This is a genomic window from Ruegeria sp. CG3 (assembly GCF_056537205.1).
Genome location: NZ_JBQFRC010000001.1, coordinates 1,906,652 through 1,927,476, shown reverse-complemented (window position 1 = coordinate 1,927,476; position 20,825 = coordinate 1,906,652). Strand labels below are relative to the sequence as shown.

General features: G+C 61.0%; 23 protein-coding genes. 15 read left to right on the top strand and 8 right to left on the bottom strand.

Annotated elements, in window-relative coordinates:
* Positions 1–203 precede the first annotated feature (203 nt).
* The 7 genes from ACR0NB_RS09565 to trpB all read left to right on the top strand — a co-directional run bounded on the left by ACR0NB_RS09565 (position 204) and on the right by trpB (position 5,674).
* Positions 204–461, top strand: coding sequence for a DUF6525 family protein (locus ACR0NB_RS09565; RefSeq protein WP_480752651.1), 258 nt, complete (start codon positions 204–206; stop codon positions 459–461).
* A gap of 271 nt (positions 462–732) precedes the next feature.
* A complete protein-coding gene (gene rpsA, locus ACR0NB_RS09560) occupies positions 733–2,409 on the top strand; it encodes a 30S ribosomal protein S1 (RefSeq protein WP_170340458.1) in 1,677 nt (558 codons plus the stop codon).
* A 272-nt stretch (positions 2,410–2,681) separates the two neighbouring features.
* On the top strand, positions 2,682–2,966 hold the full coding sequence (gene ihfB, locus ACR0NB_RS09555) for an integration host factor subunit beta (protein WP_050603110.1): 285 nt from the start codon (positions 2,682–2,684) through the stop codon (positions 2,964–2,966).
* Positions 2,967–2,973: 7 nt separating this feature from the next.
* Entirely contained in the window at positions 2,974–3,324 is a 351-nt protein-coding gene (locus ACR0NB_RS09550; protein ID WP_480775634.1) for a lipopolysaccharide assembly protein LapA domain-containing protein, read from the top strand.
* A gap of 6 nt (positions 3,325–3,330) precedes the next feature.
* Positions 3,331–3,975, top strand: a complete 645-nt coding sequence (locus ACR0NB_RS09545; RefSeq protein WP_480775498.1) for a phosphoribosylanthranilate isomerase — start codon at positions 3,331–3,333, stop codon at positions 3,973–3,975.
* Positions 3,976–4,023: 48 nt separating this feature from the next.
* Complete coding sequence (locus ACR0NB_RS09540; protein ID WP_170340463.1) at positions 4,024–4,359, top strand: hypothetical protein; 336 nt, start codon at positions 4,024–4,026, stop codon at positions 4,357–4,359.
* A gap of 67 nt (positions 4,360–4,426) precedes the next feature.
* Complete coding sequence (trpB, locus tag ACR0NB_RS09535) at positions 4,427–5,674, top strand: tryptophan synthase subunit beta (protein ID WP_170339902.1); 1,248 nt, start codon at positions 4,427–4,429, stop codon at positions 5,672–5,674.
* Positions 5,675–5,734: 60 nt separating this feature from the next.
* On the opposite strand, the gene ACR0NB_RS09530 is transcribed toward trpB, so the two are convergent.
* From ACR0NB_RS09530 to ACR0NB_RS09500, 7 genes are all read right to left on the bottom strand, one after another.
* Positions 5,735–6,115, bottom strand: coding sequence for a DUF2237 family protein (locus ACR0NB_RS09530; RefSeq protein ID WP_093964605.1), 381 nt, complete (start codon positions 6,113–6,115; stop codon positions 5,735–5,737).
* Between the two features lie 9 nt (positions 6,116–6,124).
* The gene (locus tag ACR0NB_RS09525; RefSeq protein WP_480775497.1) at positions 6,125–7,288 is read right to left on the bottom strand and encodes a serine hydrolase domain-containing protein; all 1,164 of its coding nucleotides are present in this window, start codon (positions 7,286–7,288) and stop codon (positions 6,125–6,127) included.
* 78 nt (positions 7,289–7,366) lie between these two features.
* The gene (gene pth / locus ACR0NB_RS09520) at positions 7,367–8,053 is read right to left on the bottom strand and encodes an aminoacyl-tRNA hydrolase (RefSeq protein WP_480775496.1); all 687 of its coding nucleotides are present in this window, start codon (positions 8,051–8,053) and stop codon (positions 7,367–7,369) included.
* 133 nt (positions 8,054–8,186) lie between these two features.
* Positions 8,187–8,843, bottom strand: a complete 657-nt coding sequence (locus ACR0NB_RS09515) for a 50S ribosomal protein L25/general stress protein Ctc (RefSeq protein WP_093964607.1) — start codon at positions 8,841–8,843, stop codon at positions 8,187–8,189.
* A gap of 110 nt (positions 8,844–8,953) precedes the next feature.
* Positions 8,954–10,120 (bottom strand): alpha-hydroxy acid oxidase, encoded by a 1,167-nt coding sequence (locus tag ACR0NB_RS09510; protein ID WP_480775495.1) that lies wholly within the window; start codon positions 10,118–10,120, stop codon positions 8,954–8,956.
* 160 nt (positions 10,121–10,280) lie between these two features.
* Complete coding sequence (gene trpA / locus ACR0NB_RS09505) at positions 10,281–11,072, bottom strand: tryptophan synthase subunit alpha (protein WP_480775494.1); 792 nt, start codon at positions 11,070–11,072, stop codon at positions 10,281–10,283.
* A gap of 78 nt (positions 11,073–11,150) precedes the next feature.
* A complete protein-coding gene (locus ACR0NB_RS09500; protein ID WP_170420232.1) occupies positions 11,151–11,636 on the bottom strand; it encodes an acyloxyacyl hydrolase in 486 nt (161 codons plus the stop codon).
* Positions 11,637–11,832: 196 nt separating this feature from the next.
* Between ACR0NB_RS09500 and ychF the strand changes: the two genes are divergently transcribed.
* The 8 genes from ychF to ACR0NB_RS09460 all read left to right on the top strand — a co-directional run bounded on the left by ychF (position 11,833) and on the right by ACR0NB_RS09460 (position 20,603).
* Positions 11,833–12,930 (top strand): redox-regulated ATPase YchF, encoded by a 1,098-nt coding sequence (ychF, locus tag ACR0NB_RS09495; protein ID WP_170420233.1) that lies wholly within the window; start codon positions 11,833–11,835, stop codon positions 12,928–12,930.
* 73 nt (positions 12,931–13,003) lie between these two features.
* Complete coding sequence (locus ACR0NB_RS09490; RefSeq protein WP_170420234.1) at positions 13,004–13,885, top strand: LysR family transcriptional regulator; 882 nt, start codon at positions 13,004–13,006, stop codon at positions 13,883–13,885.
* 84 nt (positions 13,886–13,969) lie between these two features.
* Complete coding sequence (locus tag ACR0NB_RS09485) at positions 13,970–15,673, top strand: NAD(P)H-dependent oxidoreductase subunit E (RefSeq protein ID WP_480775493.1); 1,704 nt, start codon at positions 13,970–13,972, stop codon at positions 15,671–15,673.
* Positions 15,674–15,684: 11 nt separating this feature from the next.
* The gene (fdhF, locus tag ACR0NB_RS09480) at positions 15,685–18,468 is read left to right on the top strand and encodes a formate dehydrogenase subunit alpha (RefSeq protein ID WP_480775492.1); all 2,784 of its coding nucleotides are present in this window, start codon (positions 15,685–15,687) and stop codon (positions 18,466–18,468) included.
* Positions 18,469–18,585: 117 nt separating this feature from the next.
* On the top strand, positions 18,586–19,374 hold the full coding sequence (locus ACR0NB_RS09475) for a cyclase family protein (RefSeq protein ID WP_480775491.1): 789 nt from the start codon (positions 18,586–18,588) through the stop codon (positions 19,372–19,374).
* A complete protein-coding gene (locus tag ACR0NB_RS09470) occupies positions 19,371–19,892 on the top strand; it encodes a thioesterase family protein (RefSeq protein ID WP_480775490.1) in 522 nt (173 codons plus the stop codon). The genes ACR0NB_RS09475 and ACR0NB_RS09470 overlap by 4 nt, the downstream gene beginning before the upstream one ends.
* Before the next feature lie 85 nt (positions 19,893–19,977).
* Complete coding sequence (locus ACR0NB_RS09465; RefSeq protein ID WP_480775489.1) at positions 19,978–20,196, top strand: YMGG-like glycine zipper-containing protein; 219 nt, start codon at positions 19,978–19,980, stop codon at positions 20,194–20,196.
* 41 nt (positions 20,197–20,237) lie between these two features.
* On the top strand, positions 20,238–20,603 hold the full coding sequence (locus tag ACR0NB_RS09460) for a hypothetical protein (RefSeq protein ID WP_480775488.1): 366 nt from the start codon (positions 20,238–20,240) through the stop codon (positions 20,601–20,603).
* Positions 20,604–20,612: 9 nt separating this feature from the next.
* On the opposite strand, the gene ACR0NB_RS09455 is transcribed toward ACR0NB_RS09460, so the two are convergent.
* The gene (locus ACR0NB_RS09455; RefSeq protein ID WP_170357101.1) at positions 20,613–20,807 is read right to left on the bottom strand and encodes a SlyX family protein; all 195 of its coding nucleotides are present in this window, start codon (positions 20,805–20,807) and stop codon (positions 20,613–20,615) included.
* Positions 20,808–20,825: the final 18 nt, after the last annotated feature.

The window sequence follows — 20,825 nt, the reverse complement described above, 5'->3', positions numbered from 1 at the left end:
GCCTCCCGGCTTCGGCTAAAATAGAGAGCTTCGGAATGGCTGAGGGCAGGGTTGCAGAACCCTGCCTTTTTGGCCTCAATCCGGGGTTGCGGACCAATAATATGTTACGTAATAACATACCATAGAAGTTGGAACGTTTCCCCAACCCATTCCGTCCGGTCCAGTTCCCGCTCTGAAAATTCGCATTGGTACAGTCGATGCCCATGACCATTCAAAGACGCAATCTGCGCAGCCGCCTGAACCGCCGAAGACGGCAACGCCCCGCCATGCAGGCCTATGACACCCTTCCGCCTCAGTTGCGTCAGTGGCTTGCGAATGCCTGCTTGCCGTGGAGTCCGAACTCGGCCCTCAAGATTTGGAAGGCAGCCGGTGGGGCAAAGGCCCCGGCCGACGCTCTGGCGCGTTTGAATGCGATCGAGCAGGCCATGCTGCTGAGGGATGCCCGGATTTGGGAGGAGTAGCTGGCCCGGAAAACGCAAGCGGAATCCCGCGTCGGCTTGCAACAAGGGCCTTTCTGCTTGCGCTGCGCCCAGAATCCGCCTATACGCGCGCTGTCTGAACAAGGGCGGTCAACGCCCGGACGACGTATCTGAGCAGGGCCGGGTTTCCTCGGCCCTTTGTGTTTGTTTAGCCAGATGCGCACCGGGTCACGCCAGAGGACATCATGAAACAAGACCGGCGGAGACAACCGCTCGGCCAGCAAAAACGTTATGTAAAGGAAAACAACGCCACATGGCTAACGCATCCATGGAGGAATTCGAAGCCCTCCTGAACGAAAGCTTCGAAATGGACACCCCCGAAGAGGGTTCGGTTGTCAAAGGCAAGGTCATCGCGATCGAAGCGGGCCAGGCCATCATCGACGTAGGCTACAAGATGGAAGGCCGTGTCGATCTGAAAGAATTCGCAAATCCCGGCGAAGCTCCTGAAATCGCTGTAGGCGACGAGGTCGAAGTATACCTGCGCGCCGCAGAAAACGCCCGTGGCGAAGCCGTCATCTCGCGCGAGATGGCCCGCCGTGAAGAGGCATGGGACCGCCTGGAAAAAGCATACGCAGACGACCAGCGCGTCGAAGGTGCTATCTTTGGCCGCGTCAAAGGTGGCTTCACCGTCGATCTGGGTGGCGCAGTTGCGTTCCTGCCCGGCTCGCAGGTTGACGTCCGCCCCGTGCGCGACGCTGGCCCGCTGATGGGTCTGAAGCAGCCGTTCCAGATCCTGAAAATGGACCGCCGCCGTGGCAACATCGTTGTTTCGCGTCGCGCAATCCTGGAAGAATCGCGCGCCGAACAGCGTGCCGAAGTCATCGGCAACCTGTCCGAAGGTCAGACCGTCGAAGGTGTTGTCAAGAACATCACCGAATACGGTGCATTTGTTGACCTGGGCGGCGTAGACGGCCTGCTGCACGTCACCGACATGGCATGGCGCCGTGTGAACCACCCGTCCGAGATCCTGACGATCGGCGAAACCATCAAGGTTCAGGTCATCAAGATCAACAAGGAAACCCACCGCATCAGCCTGGGCATGAAGCAGCTGCAGGAAGATCCGTGGGATCTGGTTGGCGCCAAGTACCCGCTGGGTTCGGTGCACAAGGGTCGCGTCACCAACATCACCGACTACGGCGCGTTCGTCGAGCTGGAGCCCGGTGTCGAAGGTCTGGTGCACGTGTCCGAGATGTCCTGGACCAAGAAAAACGTCCACCCCGGCAAGATCGTTTCGACCAGCCAAGAAGTCGACGTCATGGTTCTGGAAATCGACGGCGCCAAGCGTCGCGTGTCTCTGGGCCTCAAGCAGACCCAGCGCAACCCGTGGGAAGTGTTTGCAGAAACGCACCCCGAGGGCACGCAGGTCGAAGGCGAAGTCAAGAACATCACCGAATTCGGTCTGTTCATCGGCCTGGAAGGCGACATCGACGGCATGGTTCACCTGTCCGACCTGTCGTGGGACGAGCGTGGCGAAGATGCCATCCAGAACTACCGCAAGGGCGACGTCGTTCAGGCGGTTGTCTCGGAAGTTGACGTCGAAAAAGAGCGGATCTCGCTGTCGATCAAAGCCCTGGGCGGTGACAAGTTCGCCGAAGCTGTGGGCGGCGTGAAGCGTGGCTCGGTCATCACCGTCGAAGTGACCGCGATCGAAGATGGCGGCATCGAGGTGGAGTACGAAGGCATGAAGTCCTTCATCCGCCGTTCGGACCTGAGCCGCGACCGTGCCGAACAGCGTCCCGAGCGTTTCTCGGTCGGTGACAAGGTCGACGTCCGCGTCACCAACGTGGACAGCAAGACCCGCCGTCTGGGCCTGTCGATCAAGGCGCGCGAAATCGCTGAAGAGAAAGAGGCCGTGGAACAGTACGGTTCCTCCGACTCGGGTGCATCGCTGGGCGATATCCTTGGCGCAGCGCTGAAGTCCGGCGACTAAGCCAGACTTGCAGTTTTGAACACTCAGACGGCCCCGCTCATCCTGAGCGGGGCCGTTTCTTTTGCGAATCAATGTGTTCCGGTTTTGCGAGTTATTCGGTGATAGGTGCAGGCATGAACCGCCGGATTCGCGTCTCTACAGGCGAATTTCCGGTGCTTTCTTGGAAAATGCACCCCGGACACACAGAGTTTACATTCCACCCGGCACCGTTTTTTCCTATACTGACCAAACCAGTAGACGAGATGACACGGTGACCTGGGAGGGTAGCACGCATGATCCGTTCAGAACTGATTCAGAAAATCGCCGACGAAAATCCACATCTGTACCAACGTGATGTCGAGCGGATCGTGAATACCGTATTCGAGGAAGTCACTGACGCGATGGCGCGCGGTGACCGTGTCGAACTGCGGGGCTTCGGAGCTTTTTCGGTCAAGAAACGGGATGCGCGGGTCGGCCGGAACCCACGCACTGGCGAGACGGTTCAAGTCGAGGAAAAGTGCGTGCCGTTTTTCAAGACCGGCAAGTTGCTAAGGGATCGTTTGAACGGTAAAGCGTGATCTCATGATGCGCTACATTCGATACGGTTTTCTTGCGGTCCTGGGGATCGTCCTTGTCTCGGTCTCGCTGGCCAATCGCCAGATTGTGCAGTTGCAGTTGATGCCGGACGCTTTGTCTGACCTGCTTGGCTTCAATCTGGCCACCTCGCTGCCGCTGTTTCTTGTGGTTCTTGGCGGGATCGTGGCTGGCCTTGTCATCGGTTTTCTGTGGGAATGGCTGCGTGAGCATAAGCACCGCAAGGACGCCACCGTCAAAAAGACCGAGGTCAAGAAGCTCGAGCGCGAGGTCAAGAAGCTCAAGAAGAAGCAGAACGAAGGCCAGGACGATGTGCTTGCCCTTCTGGACGAGGCCAGCTGAGAGCCGATGTCTTCCGAGATCAGCGTAAAAATATGCGGCTTGACCGCACCCGAGCATGTGCGTGCCGCCGTTGAAGCAGGTGCGCGTTACATTGGGTTCAATTTCTTTCCCAAGTCTCCACGCTATGCACCGATTGCCCAGGCAGCGGCGCTGGCCAGTGATGTGCCGGTCGGCGTGGCCAAAGTGGCCCTGGCGGTAAACTTCACCGACGCGCAGTTGGATGAGATCGTCGCGGGGGTTCCACTGGACATGCTGCAGCTGCATGGCGCCGAAAGCCCCGAGCGCGTGGCCGAGGTCAAATCACGCTACGGCTTGCCGGTTATCAAGGCGATTGGATTGGCTGAAGCCGAGGATTTGGCCGCAATAGACCTGTATTCGGACGTGGCTGATCAGTTGTTGGTTGACGCCAAGCCGCCGAAGAACTCTGAGCTGCCCGGCGGCAACGGTTTGCCCTTTGACTGGCGTCTGCTCGCCGGTCGCAAATACTGGCGGACGCCGTGGATGCTGTCGGGGGGACTCAACCCGGACAACGTAGCCGAGGCGATCCGTATGACCGGTGCAAGGCAGGTGGATGTGGCATCGGGCGTGGAAAGCGCCCCGGGTGTCAAGGATCCGGGCCTGATCCGCTCATTTATTGAAGCTGCACGGTGATCTGACCAGAACGCACTTGCGTATCCTTCTCAAAGGGAAGGATGCACGATGCTGGCTGCAATTGGCGCGGTTTCACTGAAGCGATGGTACCACGGGCCCGAGTTTTTCTGGCGTGCGGGCAAGGCCTTGCGCCAGGCCAAGGGCGATCCCTTGTGCCTCCATGCCGAGGTGTTTTCGTACGAGGGCGCGTATTTCTCGCTGAGCGTTTGGCACGACGTCGAAGCCATGCTGACCTTTGCCCAGTCGAACCCGCACCGAGGGGTGATGCAAGCCGCCCCGCGTTTGGCCAATACCTACCACTTCCGTCACTTTGCCTGCATCGCCATTCCGACCCGGGATCAGGCGCTGACTATCTGGATGAACGGCAGTACCGCGGCGGAATAGTGCGATTTGCGATGGCAAATCCCGCCGGCACCTCCTAATAACAACAGGCACGACGATGGAGACCACCATGGCCAATGATCTGTTCAATTCCTTCATGTCCGGCCCGGATGAAAACGGCCGCTTCGGTATTTTCGGCGGGCGGTTCGTCAGCGAGACTCTGATGCCGTTGATCCTGTCGCTGGAGGAGGAATACGAGAAGGCCAAGACCGACCCGAGCTTCTGGGCCGAGATGGATGATCTGTGGGCCAACTATGTGGGCCGTCCGTCGCCACTGTATCACGCCGAGCGCCTGACCGAGCATCTGGGCGGCGCCAAGATCTATATGAAGCGCGACGAGTTGAACCACACCGGCGCGCACAAGATCAACAACGTGCTGGGCCAGATCATCCTGGCGCGCCGCATGGGAAAGACCCGGATCATCGCCGAAACCGGGGCCGGGCAGCACGGCGTCGCTACCGCGACCGTCTGCGCCAAGTTCGGCCTGAAATGCGTGGTCTATATGGGCGCACATGACGTTCAGAGGCAAGCGCCCAACGTGTTCCGCATGCGTCTGCTGGGGGCCGAGGTGATTCCGGTGACATCCGGTCGCGGCACCCTGAAGGACGCGATGAACGACGCGCTGCGCGACTGGGTAACAAATGTGCGCGACACGTTCTACTGCATCGGTACGGTGGCCGGCCCGCACCCGTATCCGGCGATGGTGCGCGACTTCCAGTCGATCATCGGCAAAGAAGCCAAGGAACAGATGATGAAGGCCGAGGGTCGCCTGCCGGACACGATCATCGCGGCGATCGGTGGCGGTTCGAACGCCATGGGGCTGTTCTATCCCTTCCTCGACGACAAATCGGTCAACATCATCGGCGTCGAAGCAGGCGGCAAGGGTGTCAACGAAAAGATGGAGCATTGCGCCTCGCTCACGGGCGGTCGACCAGGTGTTCTGCATGGCAACCGGACTTATCTGCTGCAGGACGACGACGGCCAGATCCTCGAGGGGTACTCGATTTCGGCCGGGCTCGACTATCCGGGCATCGGCCCCGAACATTCCTGGCTGCACGATATCGGGCGCGCGCAGTATGTCTCGGTCACCGACAAAGAGGCGCTTGAGGCGTTCCAGCTGTGCTGCGCGACCGAGGGGATCATCCCTGCGCTCGAACCCAGCCACGCGCTGGCGCATGTCATGAAGATCGCGCCGGAGCTGCCAAAGGATCACATCATCTGCATGAACATGTGCGGACGTGGCGACAAGGATGTGCAAACAGTCGCCAAGTATCTGAACTTCGACATGTCTGATACCGAGGGTCGCGACGCAACCTGAGGGCTGCGCAAAGAACAAGACCCGGCACGCTTCAACCATGCCGGGTTTTTCATTCCCGGTTCACTGTCCAGAGTCTGCGCGGTGGCTGGTCAGAACGTGCAGCGGCACGATTTCCAATGCGCGCTGGTGAGTCGCCTCAAGATGAACCTTTGGCGCACAGCCCTCGTCATGGGCCTGCATGAACCGCGCGGCACACAGGCACCAGCTGTCGCCGGGCTTCAGGCCCGGGAAATCGAACTCGGGCCGTGGTGTGCTCAGGTCGTTGCCGACATATTTTGAATAGGCCAGAAATTCAGCGGTCATCACCGCGCAGACCGTGTGGCTGCCGCGATCCTCAGGGCAGGTGTTGCAGGCCCCGTCGCGGAAAAAGCCGGTCAGGGGCTTTCGAGAACACGGAGCCAGCACGCCGCCCAGAACATTTATGCTGTCCTGCTTTTGCATGCAGCTACCTTACAGGCTTTGCGCGATCTTGCGGAACATTTCGATGTTCTGCTCATTGACCCCGGGTTCCCGGAAGCGACGATCAGCGCCCGTGGCTACGATCAGCACGCCGCGCGACTGGTCGAAATACATGTACTGGCCATAAACGCCGCGTGCCAGAAACTCACCGTCATGGGCGCCGACGGGGATCCACCACTGATATCCGTAGCCGATCTTGCCGGGCTCGGTCGGCGCGCTTGGCAAGGTGGATTCCTTAATCCAGTCGGCCGGAACGAGCTGGCGTCCATCGCGCACGCCGTTCTGCAGGATCATTTGGCCAAAGCGGGCGTAATCCCGCGTCGTGAAATTCAAGCCACCCAGAACAAAGGCGACGCCGGCGCCGTCGGTGATATAGTATCCGTCCCGCTCAAGACCGAGGTGCTGCAGGATCTTTTCGTCCAGCAACGCGGCGACGCTTTGACCCGTCGCCCCTCGGATCACCATTCCAATGACATGGGTATCGATGGAAACATACTGCCAGGTCTCGCCCGGTGCCGCGAAACTGTCCTTCAACGAGGCCGCAAAATCATCCAACTCGCCCCCAAGGGCGACGACCCGACCCATCCGGTTGATGTCGGATTTCGGGTCCAGATAGTCTTCGTCAAAGGTTACACCGCTGGCCATGTTCAGCACGTTGCGGATCGTTGCTGTTTCATAGGCGCTGCCCTGCAACTTGGGGGCATATTTGATGACCGGATCATCCAGCGAGGCTATGACGCCCTCCTCAAGAAGGATGCCGAACAGAGCGGACAAATAGCTTTTGGCCATCGACCACGAGATCCGGCGGTCTTCCGGCGATGTGCCCAGGAAATACTCCTCGAACCGGATCTGCCCGTCCTGCATCACCAGCAGGGATGTAACGGCACGCTCTTCGATCCAGTCCGGCGTCTCGGCGGGCAGGTCGAATTCAGCGCCATAGGGCAGGTCCCAAGTGGGACCGTTCCCGCGAGGGAGGTCGACAGTCAGAAACGCCGCGTCCATGTGAGAGAAATTCTGAACGATCTTTTCTTCGGAAAACAGAGAGTTCACCGCCAGAAGGCGCTGAATTTCCTCGCGCTTCCAGAAACCGACAACTGCAGCGGCCAAGACCAGCGTCAGGACGATTCGCAGCAGCCATTTCAGACCTGTTTTCATGATATTCCTCCCGTTTGGCGGCATTGGATCGTGATGACGGCAATTCTGCAAATGCTACGTTGCGGAAGGTCTTTGCCGCTATCGGAACTTGTCCAACAGCTTCTGCATCGCCGTGCGGTCATCAGGCGTTACCGTCTCGGCTTTCGGGGCAGGAGAGGTCTTGGTTTCGGATTTGGGCGTCGTGGTGGAACTGCGCGGTGGCGCTGTTCGCAGCGCTACCGCGTTCATGAACTTGGCCGCATCGCCCGCAGCCAGATGAACCGCCCCGTCTGCAACGCCTTGCAGAACATCGTCCAGCCAGTCGGCGTCGGCCTTGGCGAAATCTCCCAGAACATAGGGCGAAACCAGCTCTTTGCGTCCGGGATGGCCGATCCCCAGCCGGACACGGTCATACGCTGCACCGATATGGTCGTGGATCGACCGCAGGCCGTTATGCCCGGCATGGCCGCCACCTGCCTTGGCGCGAACCTTCCCGGGTGCAAGGTCCAGTTCGTCATGGAAAACGGTCACATCGGTTGAGTCGATCTTGAAGAACCGCATGGCCTCGCCGACCGATTGGCCCGAGCGGTTCATGAAGGTCATGGGCTTCAGCAGCAGGACCTTTTCTCGGCCCAGCATTCCTTCGGATACTTCCCCCTGAAATTTTGAACGCCATGGCCCAAAGCCATGATCCCTGGCGATGGCATCCACCGCCATGAAACCGATATTGTGCCGGTTGCGGGCGTACTTTGCGCCCGGATTGCCCAATCCGACAAACAGCTTCATCGCAAATTCCTTGTGCGTTTCGGTCCGGCGCAGAATTGCACAAGATGCCTTTCCAGTGCCAGCCGGTCGTTCAAAGAAAAACGGGGCCCTGGACGAGGCCCCGCTTCAAATTCCAATCCGAAGGGATCCAGATTTATTCTTCGTCTTTGCCTACGACTTCAACTTCGTCGGCTGCGACTTCCTCTTCACCTTCGCCTTCTTCGTCGTCGCTGGACGCCAGGCCGGTCGGTGCCGAGATGTTCGCAATCACGAAATCACGGTCGATGGTTGGTTTGGTGCCGTTGGGCAGGTCAACCGACGAGATGGTGACAACGTCGTTGATTTCCAGACCGGTCAGATCGACGGTGATCTTTTCGGGGATGTCGCCGGCGGTGCAGACCAGCTCGACCTCGGGACGGACAACGGTCAGAACGCCGCCCTTCTTGATGCCGGGGGCTTCTTCCTCGTTGATGAACTCGACGGGGATGTACAGGGCGATCTTGGTCGTGCGACGCAGACGCATCAGGTCCAGGTGGGTCGGCAGGTCCTTGACGACATCACGCTGAACGTCGCGGCAGATGACGCGGACGTCTTCGTGGCCTTCGACCTTCAGGTTCCACAGGGTCGACTTGAAGCGGCCTGCCTTCAGGCGCTTGAACAGTTCGTTGAACGGAATCTGGATCGGCAGCGGGTCTTTCTCGCCACCAAATACGATGCCCGGAACCATGCCGTCGCGGCGTGCCTGACGAGCGGCGCCCTTGCCCGTCCCCGTCCGTTCCAGAGCTACGAGATCAGGAATCTCACCAGCCATGATAAATCTCCAATGTTAGGGCGGGGTGCCTCCAAGGCTGTCACCCCGCGTGAAGCGGCGTCCTTAGACCGAATCCGGCCATTTGGAAAGGGGTAAAAACGATTTCCGCGTCATTCCTGCCAGCGGCCGCAGAAATCTTGCGGAACAAGCAGATTGTGCGGCCCCAGATCGGCCACGTTGCGCTCGCCGCACAGGGCCATGGTGGTGTCCAGTTCCTTCTGGATCACTTCCAGCGCGGTGGTCACGCCCTTTTGGCCCATCGCGCCCAGCCCGTAGACGAAAGCGCGCCCGATATAGGTGCCCTTGGCCCCCAGCGCCAGCGCCTTGAGCACGTCCTGCCCCGAGCGGATGCCGCTGTCGAGATGCACTTCGACCTCGCCGCCCACCGCATCCATGATCCGCGGCAGCATCCGGATCGAGCTGAGCGCGCCGTCCAGTTGCCGCCCGCCATGGTTCGAGACCACGATGGCGTCGGCGCCCAGCTTGGCCGCCATCTTCGCGTCTTCGGGGTCAAGGATGCCCTTCAGGATCACCTTGCCGCCCCATTGCTCCATCAGTTTCTCGATCTTCGTCCAGTCGAGGCTGGGATCGAATTGTTCCGCGGTCCACGCGCCCAGTGACGAGGCGTCCGAGATGCCCTGAACATGGCCCACGATATTGCCGAACTCGCGCCTCTTGGCGCCCAGCATCTCGATGCCCCATGCCCATTTCGTCATCAGGTTTGCGATGGTTTTGGCCGTCAGTTTCGGCGGGGCGGACAGGCCGTTCTTCAGGTCCTTGTGCCGTTGGCCGAGGATTTGCAGATCAAGAGTGATAACCAGGGCCGAGCATTTGGCATCCTTGGCGCGCTGGATCAGGCGGCGGACATAGTCCTCGTCCTTCATGGTGTACAGCTGGAACCAGAACGGCGCGCCGGTATGTTCGGCCACATCCTCGATCGAGTTGATCGACATGGTCGACAGCGTGAAGGGCACGCCGAAATCCAGCGCGGCCTTGGCGGCCTTCATTTCACCATCCGCATGCTGCATCCCGGTCAGACCCACGGGCGCGAGGGCCACCGGCATGGCCACGTCCTGTCCAATCATCTGCGACGCGGTCGAGCGGCCGGACATGTCCACCGCAACCTTTTGGCGCAGACGGATGTCGTGGAAGTCCGAGCTGTTGTTGCGGAAGGTCTGCTCGGTCCAGCTGCCGCTTTCGGCATAGTCATAGAACATCCGGGGCACCCGGCGTTCATAGATGCGTTTCAGGTCGTCGATATTGGTAATGACAGGCATGGCCGCGCCCTTCTGCAGATTGGTTAGGTTTCTTTACCAATTCTTCCGCCGCGGCGCAACGGCCAGTTGTGCATGTGGTCATATGGGTCATGTGCGCAAAGAAAAACCGCCGCAGGCGTGCGGCCTGCAGCGGTTGCAATCCGTTTGGGGTTTTCTGGCGTCAGGCGCTGTGGGCGCCGTCTGCCAGCGATTTCACGAAGTCCAGAACCTCGGCCACCGGTTTGCCGGCGGCGATCTGGCTGACGATGGCCGAGCCGACCACCGCCCCGTCGGCAACGCTGGCGATGGCGCGCGACTTCTCGGGCGTGTTGATGCCGAACCCCACGATCACCGGAAGATCGGTCGCCGCCTTGATGCGCGCGACCTCGGGGCCGACATCGGTGGCCTCGGCTTCGGCCGCGCCGGTGATGCCGGTGATCGAGACGTAATAGACAAAGCCCGAGGTATTCTGCAGCACCCGCGGCAGGCGCTTGTCATCCGTGGTTGGCGTGGCCAGCCGGATGAAGTTCAGACCGGCCGCCTGCGCGGGCAGGCACAGCTCGTCATCTTCTTCGGGTGGCAGGTCGACGACGATCAGGCCGTCGATGCCGGCCTCTTTGGCGTCGGCAAGGAACTTGTCCACGCCGCGGCTGTAGATCGGGTTGTAATAGCCCATCAGTACGATCGGGGTGGTGTCATCGGTTTCCCGGAATGCCTTGGCCAGATCCAGCGTGCGCTGCAGCGTCATGCCACCGTCCAGCGCCCTTTGACCAGCCGCCTGAATGGTGGGGCCGTCCGCCATCGGATCGGTGAAGGGCAGGCCCAGTTCGATCACGTCCACGCCGGCCGCCGGCAGGCCCCGAACAATCTCAAGCGAGGTGTAATAGTCGGGATCCCCGGCCATGATATAGGCGACAAAGGCCTTCTTCCCCTCGGCTTTAAGGGCGGCGAACTTGGCGTCGATACGGGTCATGGACGATCCTTGCATACAGGTTTGGACCCGATGTGCAGAAACTTTGGCCGAAAATCAATCCCGTCCTGAGCGGTGGGGTCAGAAGTTCAGGTGATACCGCAGCAAGAGCGCGTTCACGCCGGGGTTTTCCTCTTGCGTGCTGGCGTTCGATTTGTGGGTCACGGCCAGCGATATGTCATTGCCGTTGTTCAACGTATAGCCCAGCCCGAAAAGGCTTCGGATTTCGAAGCTCCCGCCGAGGTCGTTCAATTCGTTGGCTTCGCTGTAGAAACCCGGCATCACGCTGCCTTCCACGAACCATCTGTCGGCAAAGGAATAAACCCCGATCACCCCGGCGCCGATATGTGTGTTTCCATCCTCGTCCACCGACAGCGCGGCCCCCAGCGCAGCGCTGAAGCGGGTGGCCTCGTGAAATGGCCGGTGCTGGTATTCGAGGGAAAAGATCGCCTGGTCAATCGAACTGCTGTCGGAATAGTCGGCGTAGCCGGCGCCGAAAATCACCGACTGCGCCTGCGCGGCGGTTGAAAAAGCCAAAAAAGCGGCGCTTGAAAAGAGGTTTTTCATGGGGATGTTCGCTGTTGATATTCGTTACAAAGTTAAAGTTTGACACTATTCTCTCGTGTTCAATGTCAACAAGCACACGTTTTCCCTACATTCTCGTGATGTTGCAGATTGGACTCAGGGCCAGTTGCCACGGGTGCCTTGCGCATCGCACCGGACCCGCATAGAAGCAGCCCGCGAATGGCATCAGGAGGCCGTCATGGGCTTTAAAATGGGTATCGTGGGTCTGCCGAATGTCGGCAAGTCGACCCTGTTCAACGCGCTGACCAAGACCGCGGCCGCGCAGGCGGCGAATTTCCCGTTCTGCACGATCGAACCCAATGTGGGTGACGTGGCCGTTCCCGATGCGCGTCTGGACAAGTTGGCTGCGATCGCCAAGTCGAAGCAGATCATCCCAACGCGCATGACCTTCGTGGACATCGCCGGCCTGGTCAAAGGCGCCTCAAAAGGTGAGGGGCTGGGGAACCAGTTTCTGGCCAACATTCGCGAAACCGATGCCATCGCTCATGTGCTGCGCTGTTTCGAAGATGGCGACGTGACCCATGTCGAAGGCAAGGTCGATCCGGTGGCCGATGCCGAGACCATCGAGACCGAACTGATGCTGGCCGATCTGGAAAGCATCGAAAAGCGTCGCGCCAACCTCGTGCGGAAGCTCAAGGGCAACGACAAAGAGGCGCAGCAGCAGGATCGGTTGCTGGCCACCGCGCAAGAGATGCTCGAAGGCGGCAAACCCGCCCGTTTGGTCGAGGTGTCTGACGAGGATGCAAAAGCCTGGAAGATGCTGCAGTTGCTGACCACCAAGCCGGTCCTGTATGTCTGCAATGTCTCGGAAGAAGACGCTGCCGAAGGCAATGAATATTCCGCGCGTGTGGCCGAGATGGCCGCGGCGCAGGGCAATGCCCACGTCATCATCAGCGCCAAGATCGAAGAAGAGATTAGTCTGCTGGAGCCTGAAGAGGCACAGATGTTCCTCGAAGAGATGGGGCTCGAAGAACCGGGCCTCGATCGGCTGATCCGTGCGGGGTACGATCTGCTCAAACTGGAAACCTATTTCACGGTCGGCCCGAAAGAGGCGCGCGCCTGGACCATTCGCAGGGGCACTGCAGCGCCTCAGGCGGCCGGTGTTATCCACGGCGACTTTGAAAAGGGTTTCATCCGCGCCGAGACCATTGCGTATGATGATTTCGTGGCGTGCAATGGCGAACAGGGCGCCAAAGAGGCCGGCAAGATGCGGGCCGAAGGCAAAAGCTATGTCGTCAAGGATGGCGACGTGATGCACTTCCTGTTCAACACCTGATCACGAAACAGCTTTTCTGGGCGGGCATTGGCGGTATCTTACGGTATCGCTCCTGTCCGCCCGAGGCCCGCACGTGTTCGAAATCCGCGATCTGCAATTGCTCAGCGCCTTGGCGCGCCATCGCCATTTTGCCAAGGCGGCCGAGGAGTGCGGTATTTCGCAGCCCGCGTTCTCGATGCGGATCCGCAACCTCGAGGATCGGCTTGGCGTGTCCATCGTCCGCCGTGCGAACCGCTTTCAGGGCCTGACCGAAGAGGGCGAGATGATCGTCCGCCGCGCTCGCCGCATATTGGATGACGCCAAAGCGCTCGAGCAGGAGGTGCAGGCGATCAAGGGCGAGATCACCGGTACACTAATCCTGGGCGTGATCCCGACCGCCATCGCGTTTACTGGCCGCTTGGTCAAGCGGCTGCAGCAGGCGCATCCGCGTATCCTGTCGCGGATCGAGACGATGTCGGCCACGGCAATCCAGCACCGTCTGGACGAAGGCAGCCTGGATGCCGGCATCACCTATGGCGACAGTATCGGCACTGACCTGCGCTATGTGCAGCCTTTGTACGAGGAAACCTATGTTTTGCTCGTGCCCGAGCATATGACGCAGGAGACCGGCCCGATCCCTTGGGCGCAGGTCGCCGAGTTTCCGCTCAGCTTGTTGGAGCCCCAGATGCAGAACAGGCGCATTCTCGACAGGATTTTCGCCGAACAGGGGTTGCATCCGCGTGTGGTGGCTGAAACCAGCGGGTTTACTGCCTCGATGGTCATGGCGCGCGAAGGGCTGGCGGCGACGGTAGTGCCACGGGTTCTGGTACGGGCGCTCGGCGATTTGAAAGGCACGCGTGTCCTGCCTCTGGTCGACCCGGTGGTCAGCAAGCCGATCTGTCTGGCGACGCTGGCGCGGGATCCGGAATTGCCCACCGTTGGCGCATTGCGGCAGGTCGTGACGTCTTTGCGGTGATAAACTGTCGTTATCGTGCCATTGGTTTTTGCGATTTGACGATATGCTACTCTGATGAGAGACGAGGCTCGATCGGAGGGCATCATGGCACCATTGGATACCAAGCCATCAGGCGCGCCAAAGGGCGTCTGGAAGTCAGGTAAAGGCAAGGGGCGGCACACGCCCAAGGGACGGCAATTCACCGACGAGGCGCAGGCCGAGATTCAGCGCCTGCTGGGCGACCGCCCGCGCCGCCGCGATCTGCTGATCGAGTTTCTGCACCTGATCCAGGATGCGCACGGCCATATCAGTTCCGACCACATCGCGGCGCTGGCGGTCGAGATGCGGATCGGTCAGGCCGAGATCTACGAGACCGCGACTTTCTATGCCCATTTCGACGTGGTGAAAGAGGGTGAAACTCCTCCGCCGGCCCTGACGATCCGCGTCTGCGACTCACTGTCCTGCGAAATGGCAGGCGCGCAGCAGTTGAAAAAGGCGCTGGAGGACGGGCTGGACCCGTCCGAAGTGCGCGTTCTGCGCGCGCCCTGCATGGGGCGCTGCGACACCGCGCCGGCGCTGGAAATCGGGCACAACCATATCGACCACGCGACCCCCGAAAAGGTGCAGGCCGCCATCGCGGCCGGGGACACCCACGCCCATCTGCCCGAGTATGAGACCTTCGCGACCTATGTCGAAAACGGCGGGTATGCCAAACTGAAAGAGCTGCGCGAAGGCGGCGACTGGGAATCCGTTCAGGAACAGGTTCTGGCCTCGGGCCTGCGCGGTTTGGGCGGTGCCGGTTTCCCGTCGGGCAAGAAATGGGGCTTTGTCCGCATGAATGACGGCCCGCGCTATCTGGCCGTAAACGGAGACGAGGGCGAACCGGGCACCTTCAAGGATCGCTACTATCTGGAGCGCACCCCGCATGTTTTCCTCGAAGGCATGCTGATCGCCGCCTGGGCGGTCGAGGCAGAGACCTGCTTCATCTACATGCGCGACGAATACCCGGCGGTGCTGGAAATCCTGCGGCGCGAGATCGCGGCGCTGGAACAAGCCGGGATCGTCGAGCAGGGCTATATCGACCTGCGCCGCGGCGCGGGCGCCTATATCTGCGGCGAAGAATCAGCGATGATCGAGTCGATCGAGGGCAAAAAGGGCCTGCCGCGTCACCGCCCGCCTTTCGTGGCGCAGGTCGGCGTATTCGGCCGCCCGACGCTGGTGCACAATGTCGAGACGCTCTACTGGGTGTCCAAGATCTGTCGGGAAGGCCCGGAAATCCTCAATTCGGTTGAAAAGAATGGCCGCAAGGGGCTGCGCAGCTATTCGGTCTCGGGCCGGGTGGCGAAACCCGGCGTCTACCTGCTGCCGGCAGGGTCGGCCATTCTTGACGTGATTGATGCCGCCGGGGGTATGGCCGAGGGTCATGTGTTCAAGGCGTATCAACCGGGCGGGCCGTCGTCGGGTCTGTTGCCCGCGTCGATGGACGACGTCCCGTTGGACTTCGACACGCTGCAGCCGTTGGGCACCTTCATCGGGTCCGCCGCGGTGGTGGTCCTGTCCGATCAGGACACCGCGCGGGATGCCGCGCTGAACATGCTGCGTTTCTTCGAGGACGAAAGCTGTGGCCAGTGTACGCCCTGCCGGGCGGGCTGCGAGAAGGCTGTCAAACTGATGCAAGCCGAGAGGTGGGATACCGACCTGCTGGAAGACCTGTGCCAGGTGATGGGCGATGCCTCGATCTGCGGTCTGGGGCAGGCGGCCCCGAACCCGATCCGCCTGGTCATGAAACATTTCGCCAATGAGATCTGAGGGAGACAGCCATGCTTGACGCAAGCGAAACCAAGACCGTCACCTTCAACCTGAACGGCGAAGACGTGACCGTGCCCGAGGGCACCACGATCTGGGAAGCGGCCAACGGCAAGGGCCTGGTCATCCCGCACCTGTGCCACAAACCCGCGCCGGGCTATCGCCCTGACGGCAACTGCCGCGCCTGTATGGTGGAGGTCGAGGGCGAGCGCACGCTGGTCGCCTCGTGCATCCGTCCGGCGGCCGAGGGGATGGTGGTGAAAACCGACACCGACCGCGCCGAGAAATCCCGCGCGCTGGTGATGGAGCTGCTGGTGGCCGATCAGCCCGAGCAGCCGCACGATGCATCCAGCCATTTCTGGGACATGGCCAAGCTGAACGATGTCAGCGACAGCCGCTTTCCGGCGAAAGAGCCCGAGAAGATCCCGTTGCTGGATGACAGCCATGTGGGGATGCGGGTCAATCTGGATGCCTGCATCAACTGCAACCTCTGCGTCCGCGCCTGCCGCGACGTGCAGGTCAATGACGTGATCGGCATGGCTGGGCGCGGGCATACCGCGCAGGTGGTGTTCGACCAGAACGACCCGATGGGCGAGTCGACCTGCGTGGCCTGCGGCGAATGCGTTCAGGCCTGCCCGACCGGCGCCCTGATGCCCGCCACCGTGCTGGACGACCAGCAGCGCGGCGACAGCAAGGACTACGACAGCGAGACCGAAAGCGTCTGCCCCTTCTGCGGGGTGGGCTGCAAGGTCAGCCTCAAGGTCAAGGACGGCAAGGTCAAATATGTCGAGGGCATCAACGGCCCCGCCAACGAAGGCCGCCTGTGCGTCAAGGGCCGGTTCGGGTTCGACTATATCCACCACCCGCACCGCCTGACCAAGCCGCTGATCCGGCGTGAGGATGCACCGCCCAAGGGCCTGAACGTCGATCCCGCCGATTGGAGCACTCATTTCCGCGAGGCGACCTGGGACGAGGCGCTGGATCTGGCCGCCAAGGGCCTGATGAAACTGCGGGATGAGGACCCGCGCAGCGTGGCGGGCTTTGGCTCGGCCAAGTGCACCAACGAAGAGGCCTATCTGTTCCAGAAGTTCATCCGCCAGGGCTTTGGCCACAACAACGTGGACCACTGCACGCGGCTGTGCCACGCCTCGTCGGTTGCCGCGCTGATCGAGAACGTGGGCTCGGGCGCGGTGACCGCGACCTTCAACGAGATCGAGAATGCCGATGTGGCCATCATCATCGGCGCCAACCCGATCGAGAACCATCCCGTCGCGGCCACCTATTTCAAGCAATTCGCCAAGCGCGGCGGCAAGCTGATCGTGATGGACCCGCGCGGCGTGGGCATGCGCAAATTCGCGACCGAGATGCTGCAGTTCCGGCCCGGTGCCGATGTCTCGATGCTGAACGCGATCATGAACGTGATCGTCGAGGAAGAGCTGTATGACAGCCAGTACATCCACCGCTGGACCGAGAACTGGGAGGCCGAGAAGGAGCACCTGCGCCAGTTCACCCCCGAGAAGATGGCGCCGATCTGCGGCATCGACCCGGATCAGCTGCGCCGCGTGGCCCGGATTTTCGCCAATGCGAATGCCGGCCTGATCTTCTGGGGCATGGGCGTCAGCCAGCATATCCACGGCACCGACAATTCGCGCTGCCTGATCAGCCTTGCGCTGATGACGGGCAATGTCGGCAAGCCGGGCGCGGGTCTGCACCCGCTGCGCGGGCAGAACAACGTGCAGGGGGCCTCGGATGCCGGTCTGATCCCGATGTTCCTGCCCGATTATCAGTCGGTCACCGACGACGCCGTGCGGGCCAAGTTCAGCCAGGTCTGGAACTCGGGCGACTTCTCGAACGAGAAGGGCCTGACCGTGACCGAGATCATCGACCACGCCTATGCGGGCAAGATCAAGGGCATGTACATCCTGGGTGAAAACCCGGCCATGTCCGACCCCGACGTGCACCACGCCCGCGAGGCGCTGGCCAAGCTGGATCTGATGATCGTGCAGGACATCTTCCTGACCGAAACGGCGAACTATGCCGACATCATCCTGCCGGCCTCGGCGCTGTATGAAAAGAACGGCACGGTGTCGAACACCAACCGTCAGGTGCAGCGCGTGCGCCCCGCGGTGCCGCCGCCGGGCGAGGCGCGCGAGGATTGGGCGATCACCGTCGATCTGGCGCAGCGTATCGGACTGAACTGGGATTACAAGGATGTCTCGCAGGTGTTCAACGAGATGAAGCTGACCATGGCGTCGCTGGACAACATCACCTGGGAGCGGCTCGAGACCGAGAGCATCACCTATCCGTCGCTGTCCGAGACCGATCCGGGCCAGGCCATCGTGTTCGGCGACGGCTTCCCGCGCCCGGATGGCCGTGCGAAGTTCACTCCGGCCAGCATCATCCCCCCGGATGAGGCCCCGGACGAGGAATTCCCCATGATCGCCACTACAGGGCGGCAGCTGGAACACTGGCACACCGGGTCCATGACCCGTCGTGCCAAGGTTCTGGACGCGGTCGAACCCGAGGCGAACTGTTCGATGAACCCGCGCACGCTCAAGCTGATGGGGATCGAGCCAGGCGAGATGGTGCGTCTGACCACCCGGCGCGGCTCGATCGAGATCATGGTGCGTGCCGACCGGGCGATCGCCGAGGACATGGTGTTCATCCCCTTCGCCTATGTCGAGGCGGCGGCGAACATCCTGACCAACTCGGCCATCGACCCCTATGGCAAGATCCCCGAGTTCAAGTTCTCGGCCATCCGCGTGGACAAGATCGAGGATGCCATCGCGGCCGAGTAACGACTGCCACCACTCACCAAAACCCTGAAAAGGCGGGCCTGCGTGCCCGCCTTTTTCTTGGCTTGACAGATGCTTGCAGCCAGCCAACCCTTGGGCCGCGCAATCCCGGAGGAGTTCATGGCCCGCCGTTTCGTCGATCTGTCCGTCCCGCTGGAAACCGGCATCGTGTCGGACCCGCCGATCTTGCTGCCTCAGATCGAATACATGAGCCACGACCAGACGGCCGAGCAGGTGATGGCCTTTTTCCCCGGTCTGAAGAAAGAGGACCTGCCCGGCGGCGAGGGCTGGGCCATCGAACGTTTGCAGATCGCCACCCACAACGGCACCCACCTGGACGCGCCGTACCATCACCACTCGACCATGAACCGGGGCGAGCGGGCGATCACCATCGACGAGGTGCCGCTGGAATGGTGCATGAACCCGGGCGTGAAACTGGATTTCCGGCATTTCGAGGATGGTTACGTCGTCACCGCCGCCGATGTCGCGGCCGAGCTGAAGCGGATCGGGCATGACCTGCGACCGCTGGATATCGTCGTGGTCAACACCTCGGCCGGCACCTGTTATGGCCAGCCGGATTACCTGATGAAAGGCTGCGGGATGGGGCGCGAGGCCACGCTGTACCTGACCGAGCGCGGCGTGCGCGTGACTGGCACCGACGCCTGGAGCTGGGACGCGCCCTTTCCGCTGACCGCGCAGGAATACGCGGAAACAAATGACCCCTCGATCATCTGGGAGGGGCATCGCGCGTCGATGGAGATCGGCTATTGCCACATGGAGAAGCTGACCAATCTGGAAAGCCTGCCGCCCACGGGGTTCGAGATCTCGTGCTTTCCGTTCAAGATCAAGGGCGCCTCGGCCGGGTTCATCCGCGCGGTGGCGATCTTCGAGGAGGAAGACGACGAATGACCCGGGAAAACGAGCCTTTGGGAGGCCATGACGGCCCGTACCCCGCACCGGTCGAAATCACCGGTTTCACGGTCCGGCCCGACTGGATCGACTATAACGGTCACATGAATGTGGGGTATTATGGCGTGGTGTTCGATCTGGCCTTTGAACGGCTGCTGGTCGATCATCTGGGCTTGGGCGAACCGCAGGTCGCGGCGCTGGAGCAGGGGCCGTACATCCTGCAGTCGCACCTGCATTTCCTGCGCGAGGTTCGCGAGGGCGAGGCGCTGGTGTTCCGGTTTCGGATGCTGGACGCCGATCACAAGCGTGGTCACTATTTTGCGCAGATGGTGTCGGCCGAGGATGGCGTGGTCTGTGCCACCCAAGAGGCCCTGGTCATGAATGTCAGCCACACAACAGGCCGGTCGGTACCCTATCCGGACTGGGCCGCGGCGCGGCTGGCGCGAATGGTGTCCGACCATGCCACATTGCCCCCCGAGCCGAAGATCGGCAGACCAATCGGCATTCGGCGCAAATAGCCTGGGGATGGCCTTAGTTGCCAGAATTCCAGGAGCGGGCTACGCTGACCATCCGGTTCGGGCTTGGTCACTGGAGGGCAACCAAATGTGGATCTTGAGGAAATGCGCGCAGGCGCCAGCCTGTATATTGGCGGCATCGCTGATCGTCTTGCCTGCGTCAGTTGCTTTGGCGGACAAGAAAAAGGAAGAAGATGCGCTGAAGGGCGCCCTGATTGGCGCCGGCGTCGGAGCGTTGATCGGAGATGGCAAAGGCGCGGCCGCAGGTGCGGTTGTCGGTGCCATCATTGGGGCAAACCGCAAGTGACGGGGGTGTCCAAGATTGACCGCCTTCAGAAAGGAGCCCTGATGCGACTGCTTGATTTCAAACCTGTTCTGGCTGGCTTGATCCTTCTCCCGTCCATTGGCATGGCGGACGAGGCCGCCGACCAAATGGCGCAAGACGCACTTCCGCTAATGTACCATACCTGCGCGTCGGTCATCGAAGAGGCTGATGGGAATGATGAATACGTTTTCGACGTCGTCAGAAAGATGACCGCTCTTTCACTCTACAACCGTCAGGTTAATATCGAAGATTTTGCATCCTCGGACGAAGAAAAGGCCAAGCTGCGTGAGGCTTTTCTTTCAGCGCTGACCAAAGGTTGCGCAGGCGATGAGGATGCCCTGTTGGGTGGTGTCGTCGACGATGCCGTTAGATCAACGCTTGGGCTGTAGGGGCTGGGCTCAATAGTGCGGTGGGCGCTCGTCGCCCAGAATGACTCCGCCGGATCCTTCCTGCGCACGTTCGGCTTCGCGCTGCATCAACATCGCCACGCGGCGGGTCAGGCGGTCGATTTCGTCCTGCTGCTTGGCGACCACCATGCTCAGGTCATCCACGGTGCGGGTCAGATGGGCAATTTTTTCTTCCAGATGCTGCATCGCTGGGGCTCCTGTGAT

Excerpts from the sequence above, each read along its gene's own strand:
- ACR0NB_RS09485 (WP_480775493.1), top strand. The coding sequence starts at position 13,970 with ATGGCACCATTGGATACCAAGCCATCAGGCGCGCCAAAGGGCGTCTGG.
- ychF (WP_170420233.1), top strand. The coding sequence starts at position 11,833 with ATGGGCTTTAAAATGGGTATCGTGGGTCTGCCGAATGTCGGCAAGTCG.
- ACR0NB_RS09565 (WP_480752651.1), top strand. The coding sequence starts at position 204 with ATGACCATTCAAAGACGCAATCTGCGCAGCCGCCTGAACCGCCGAAGA.
- ACR0NB_RS09530 (WP_093964605.1), bottom strand. The coding sequence starts at position 6,115 with ATGCAAAAGCAGGACAGCATAAATGTTCTGGGCGGCGTGCTGGCTCCG.
- ACR0NB_RS09540 (WP_170340463.1), top strand. The coding sequence starts at position 4,024 with ATGCTGGCTGCAATTGGCGCGGTTTCACTGAAGCGATGGTACCACGGG.
- fdhF (WP_480775492.1), top strand. The coding sequence starts at position 15,685 with ATGCTTGACGCAAGCGAAACCAAGACCGTCACCTTCAACCTGAACGGC.
- ACR0NB_RS09525 (WP_480775497.1), bottom strand. The coding sequence starts at position 7,288 with ATGAAAACAGGTCTGAAATGGCTGCTGCGAATCGTCCTGACGCTGGTC.
- ACR0NB_RS09475 (WP_480775491.1), top strand. The coding sequence starts at position 18,586 with ATGGCCCGCCGTTTCGTCGATCTGTCCGTCCCGCTGGAAACCGGCATC.
- ihfB (WP_050603110.1), top strand. The coding sequence starts at position 2,682 with ATGATCCGTTCAGAACTGATTCAGAAAATCGCCGACGAAAATCCACAT.
- ACR0NB_RS09515 (WP_093964607.1), bottom strand. The coding sequence starts at position 8,843 with ATGGCTGGTGAGATTCCTGATCTCGTAGCTCTGGAACGGACGGGGACG.
- trpB (WP_170339902.1), top strand. The coding sequence starts at position 4,427 with ATGGCCAATGATCTGTTCAATTCCTTCATGTCCGGCCCGGATGAAAAC.
- ACR0NB_RS09465 (WP_480775489.1), top strand. The coding sequence starts at position 19,978 with ATGTGGATCTTGAGGAAATGCGCGCAGGCGCCAGCCTGTATATTGGCG.
- ACR0NB_RS09455 (WP_170357101.1), bottom strand. The coding sequence starts at position 20,807 with ATGCAGCATCTGGAAGAAAAAATTGCCCATCTGACCCGCACCGTGGAT.
- pth (WP_480775496.1), bottom strand. The coding sequence starts at position 8,053 with ATGAAGCTGTTTGTCGGATTGGGCAATCCGGGCGCAAAGTACGCCCGC.
- ACR0NB_RS09470 (WP_480775490.1), top strand. The coding sequence starts at position 19,371 with ATGACCCGGGAAAACGAGCCTTTGGGAGGCCATGACGGCCCGTACCCC.
- trpA (WP_480775494.1), bottom strand. The coding sequence starts at position 11,072 with ATGACCCGTATCGACGCCAAGTTCGCCGCCCTTAAAGCCGAGGGGAAG.
- rpsA (WP_170340458.1), top strand. The coding sequence starts at position 733 with ATGGCTAACGCATCCATGGAGGAATTCGAAGCCCTCCTGAACGAAAGC.
- ACR0NB_RS09460 (WP_480775488.1), top strand. The coding sequence starts at position 20,238 with ATGCGACTGCTTGATTTCAAACCTGTTCTGGCTGGCTTGATCCTTCTC.
- ACR0NB_RS09550 (WP_480775634.1), top strand. The coding sequence starts at position 2,974 with ATGCGCTACATTCGATACGGTTTTCTTGCGGTCCTGGGGATCGTCCTT.
- ACR0NB_RS09545 (WP_480775498.1), top strand. The coding sequence starts at position 3,331 with ATGTCTTCCGAGATCAGCGTAAAAATATGCGGCTTGACCGCACCCGAG.
- ACR0NB_RS09500 (WP_170420232.1), bottom strand. The coding sequence starts at position 11,636 with ATGAAAAACCTCTTTTCAAGCGCCGCTTTTTTGGCTTTTTCAACCGCC.
- ACR0NB_RS09510 (WP_480775495.1), bottom strand. The coding sequence starts at position 10,120 with ATGCCTGTCATTACCAATATCGACGACCTGAAACGCATCTATGAACGC.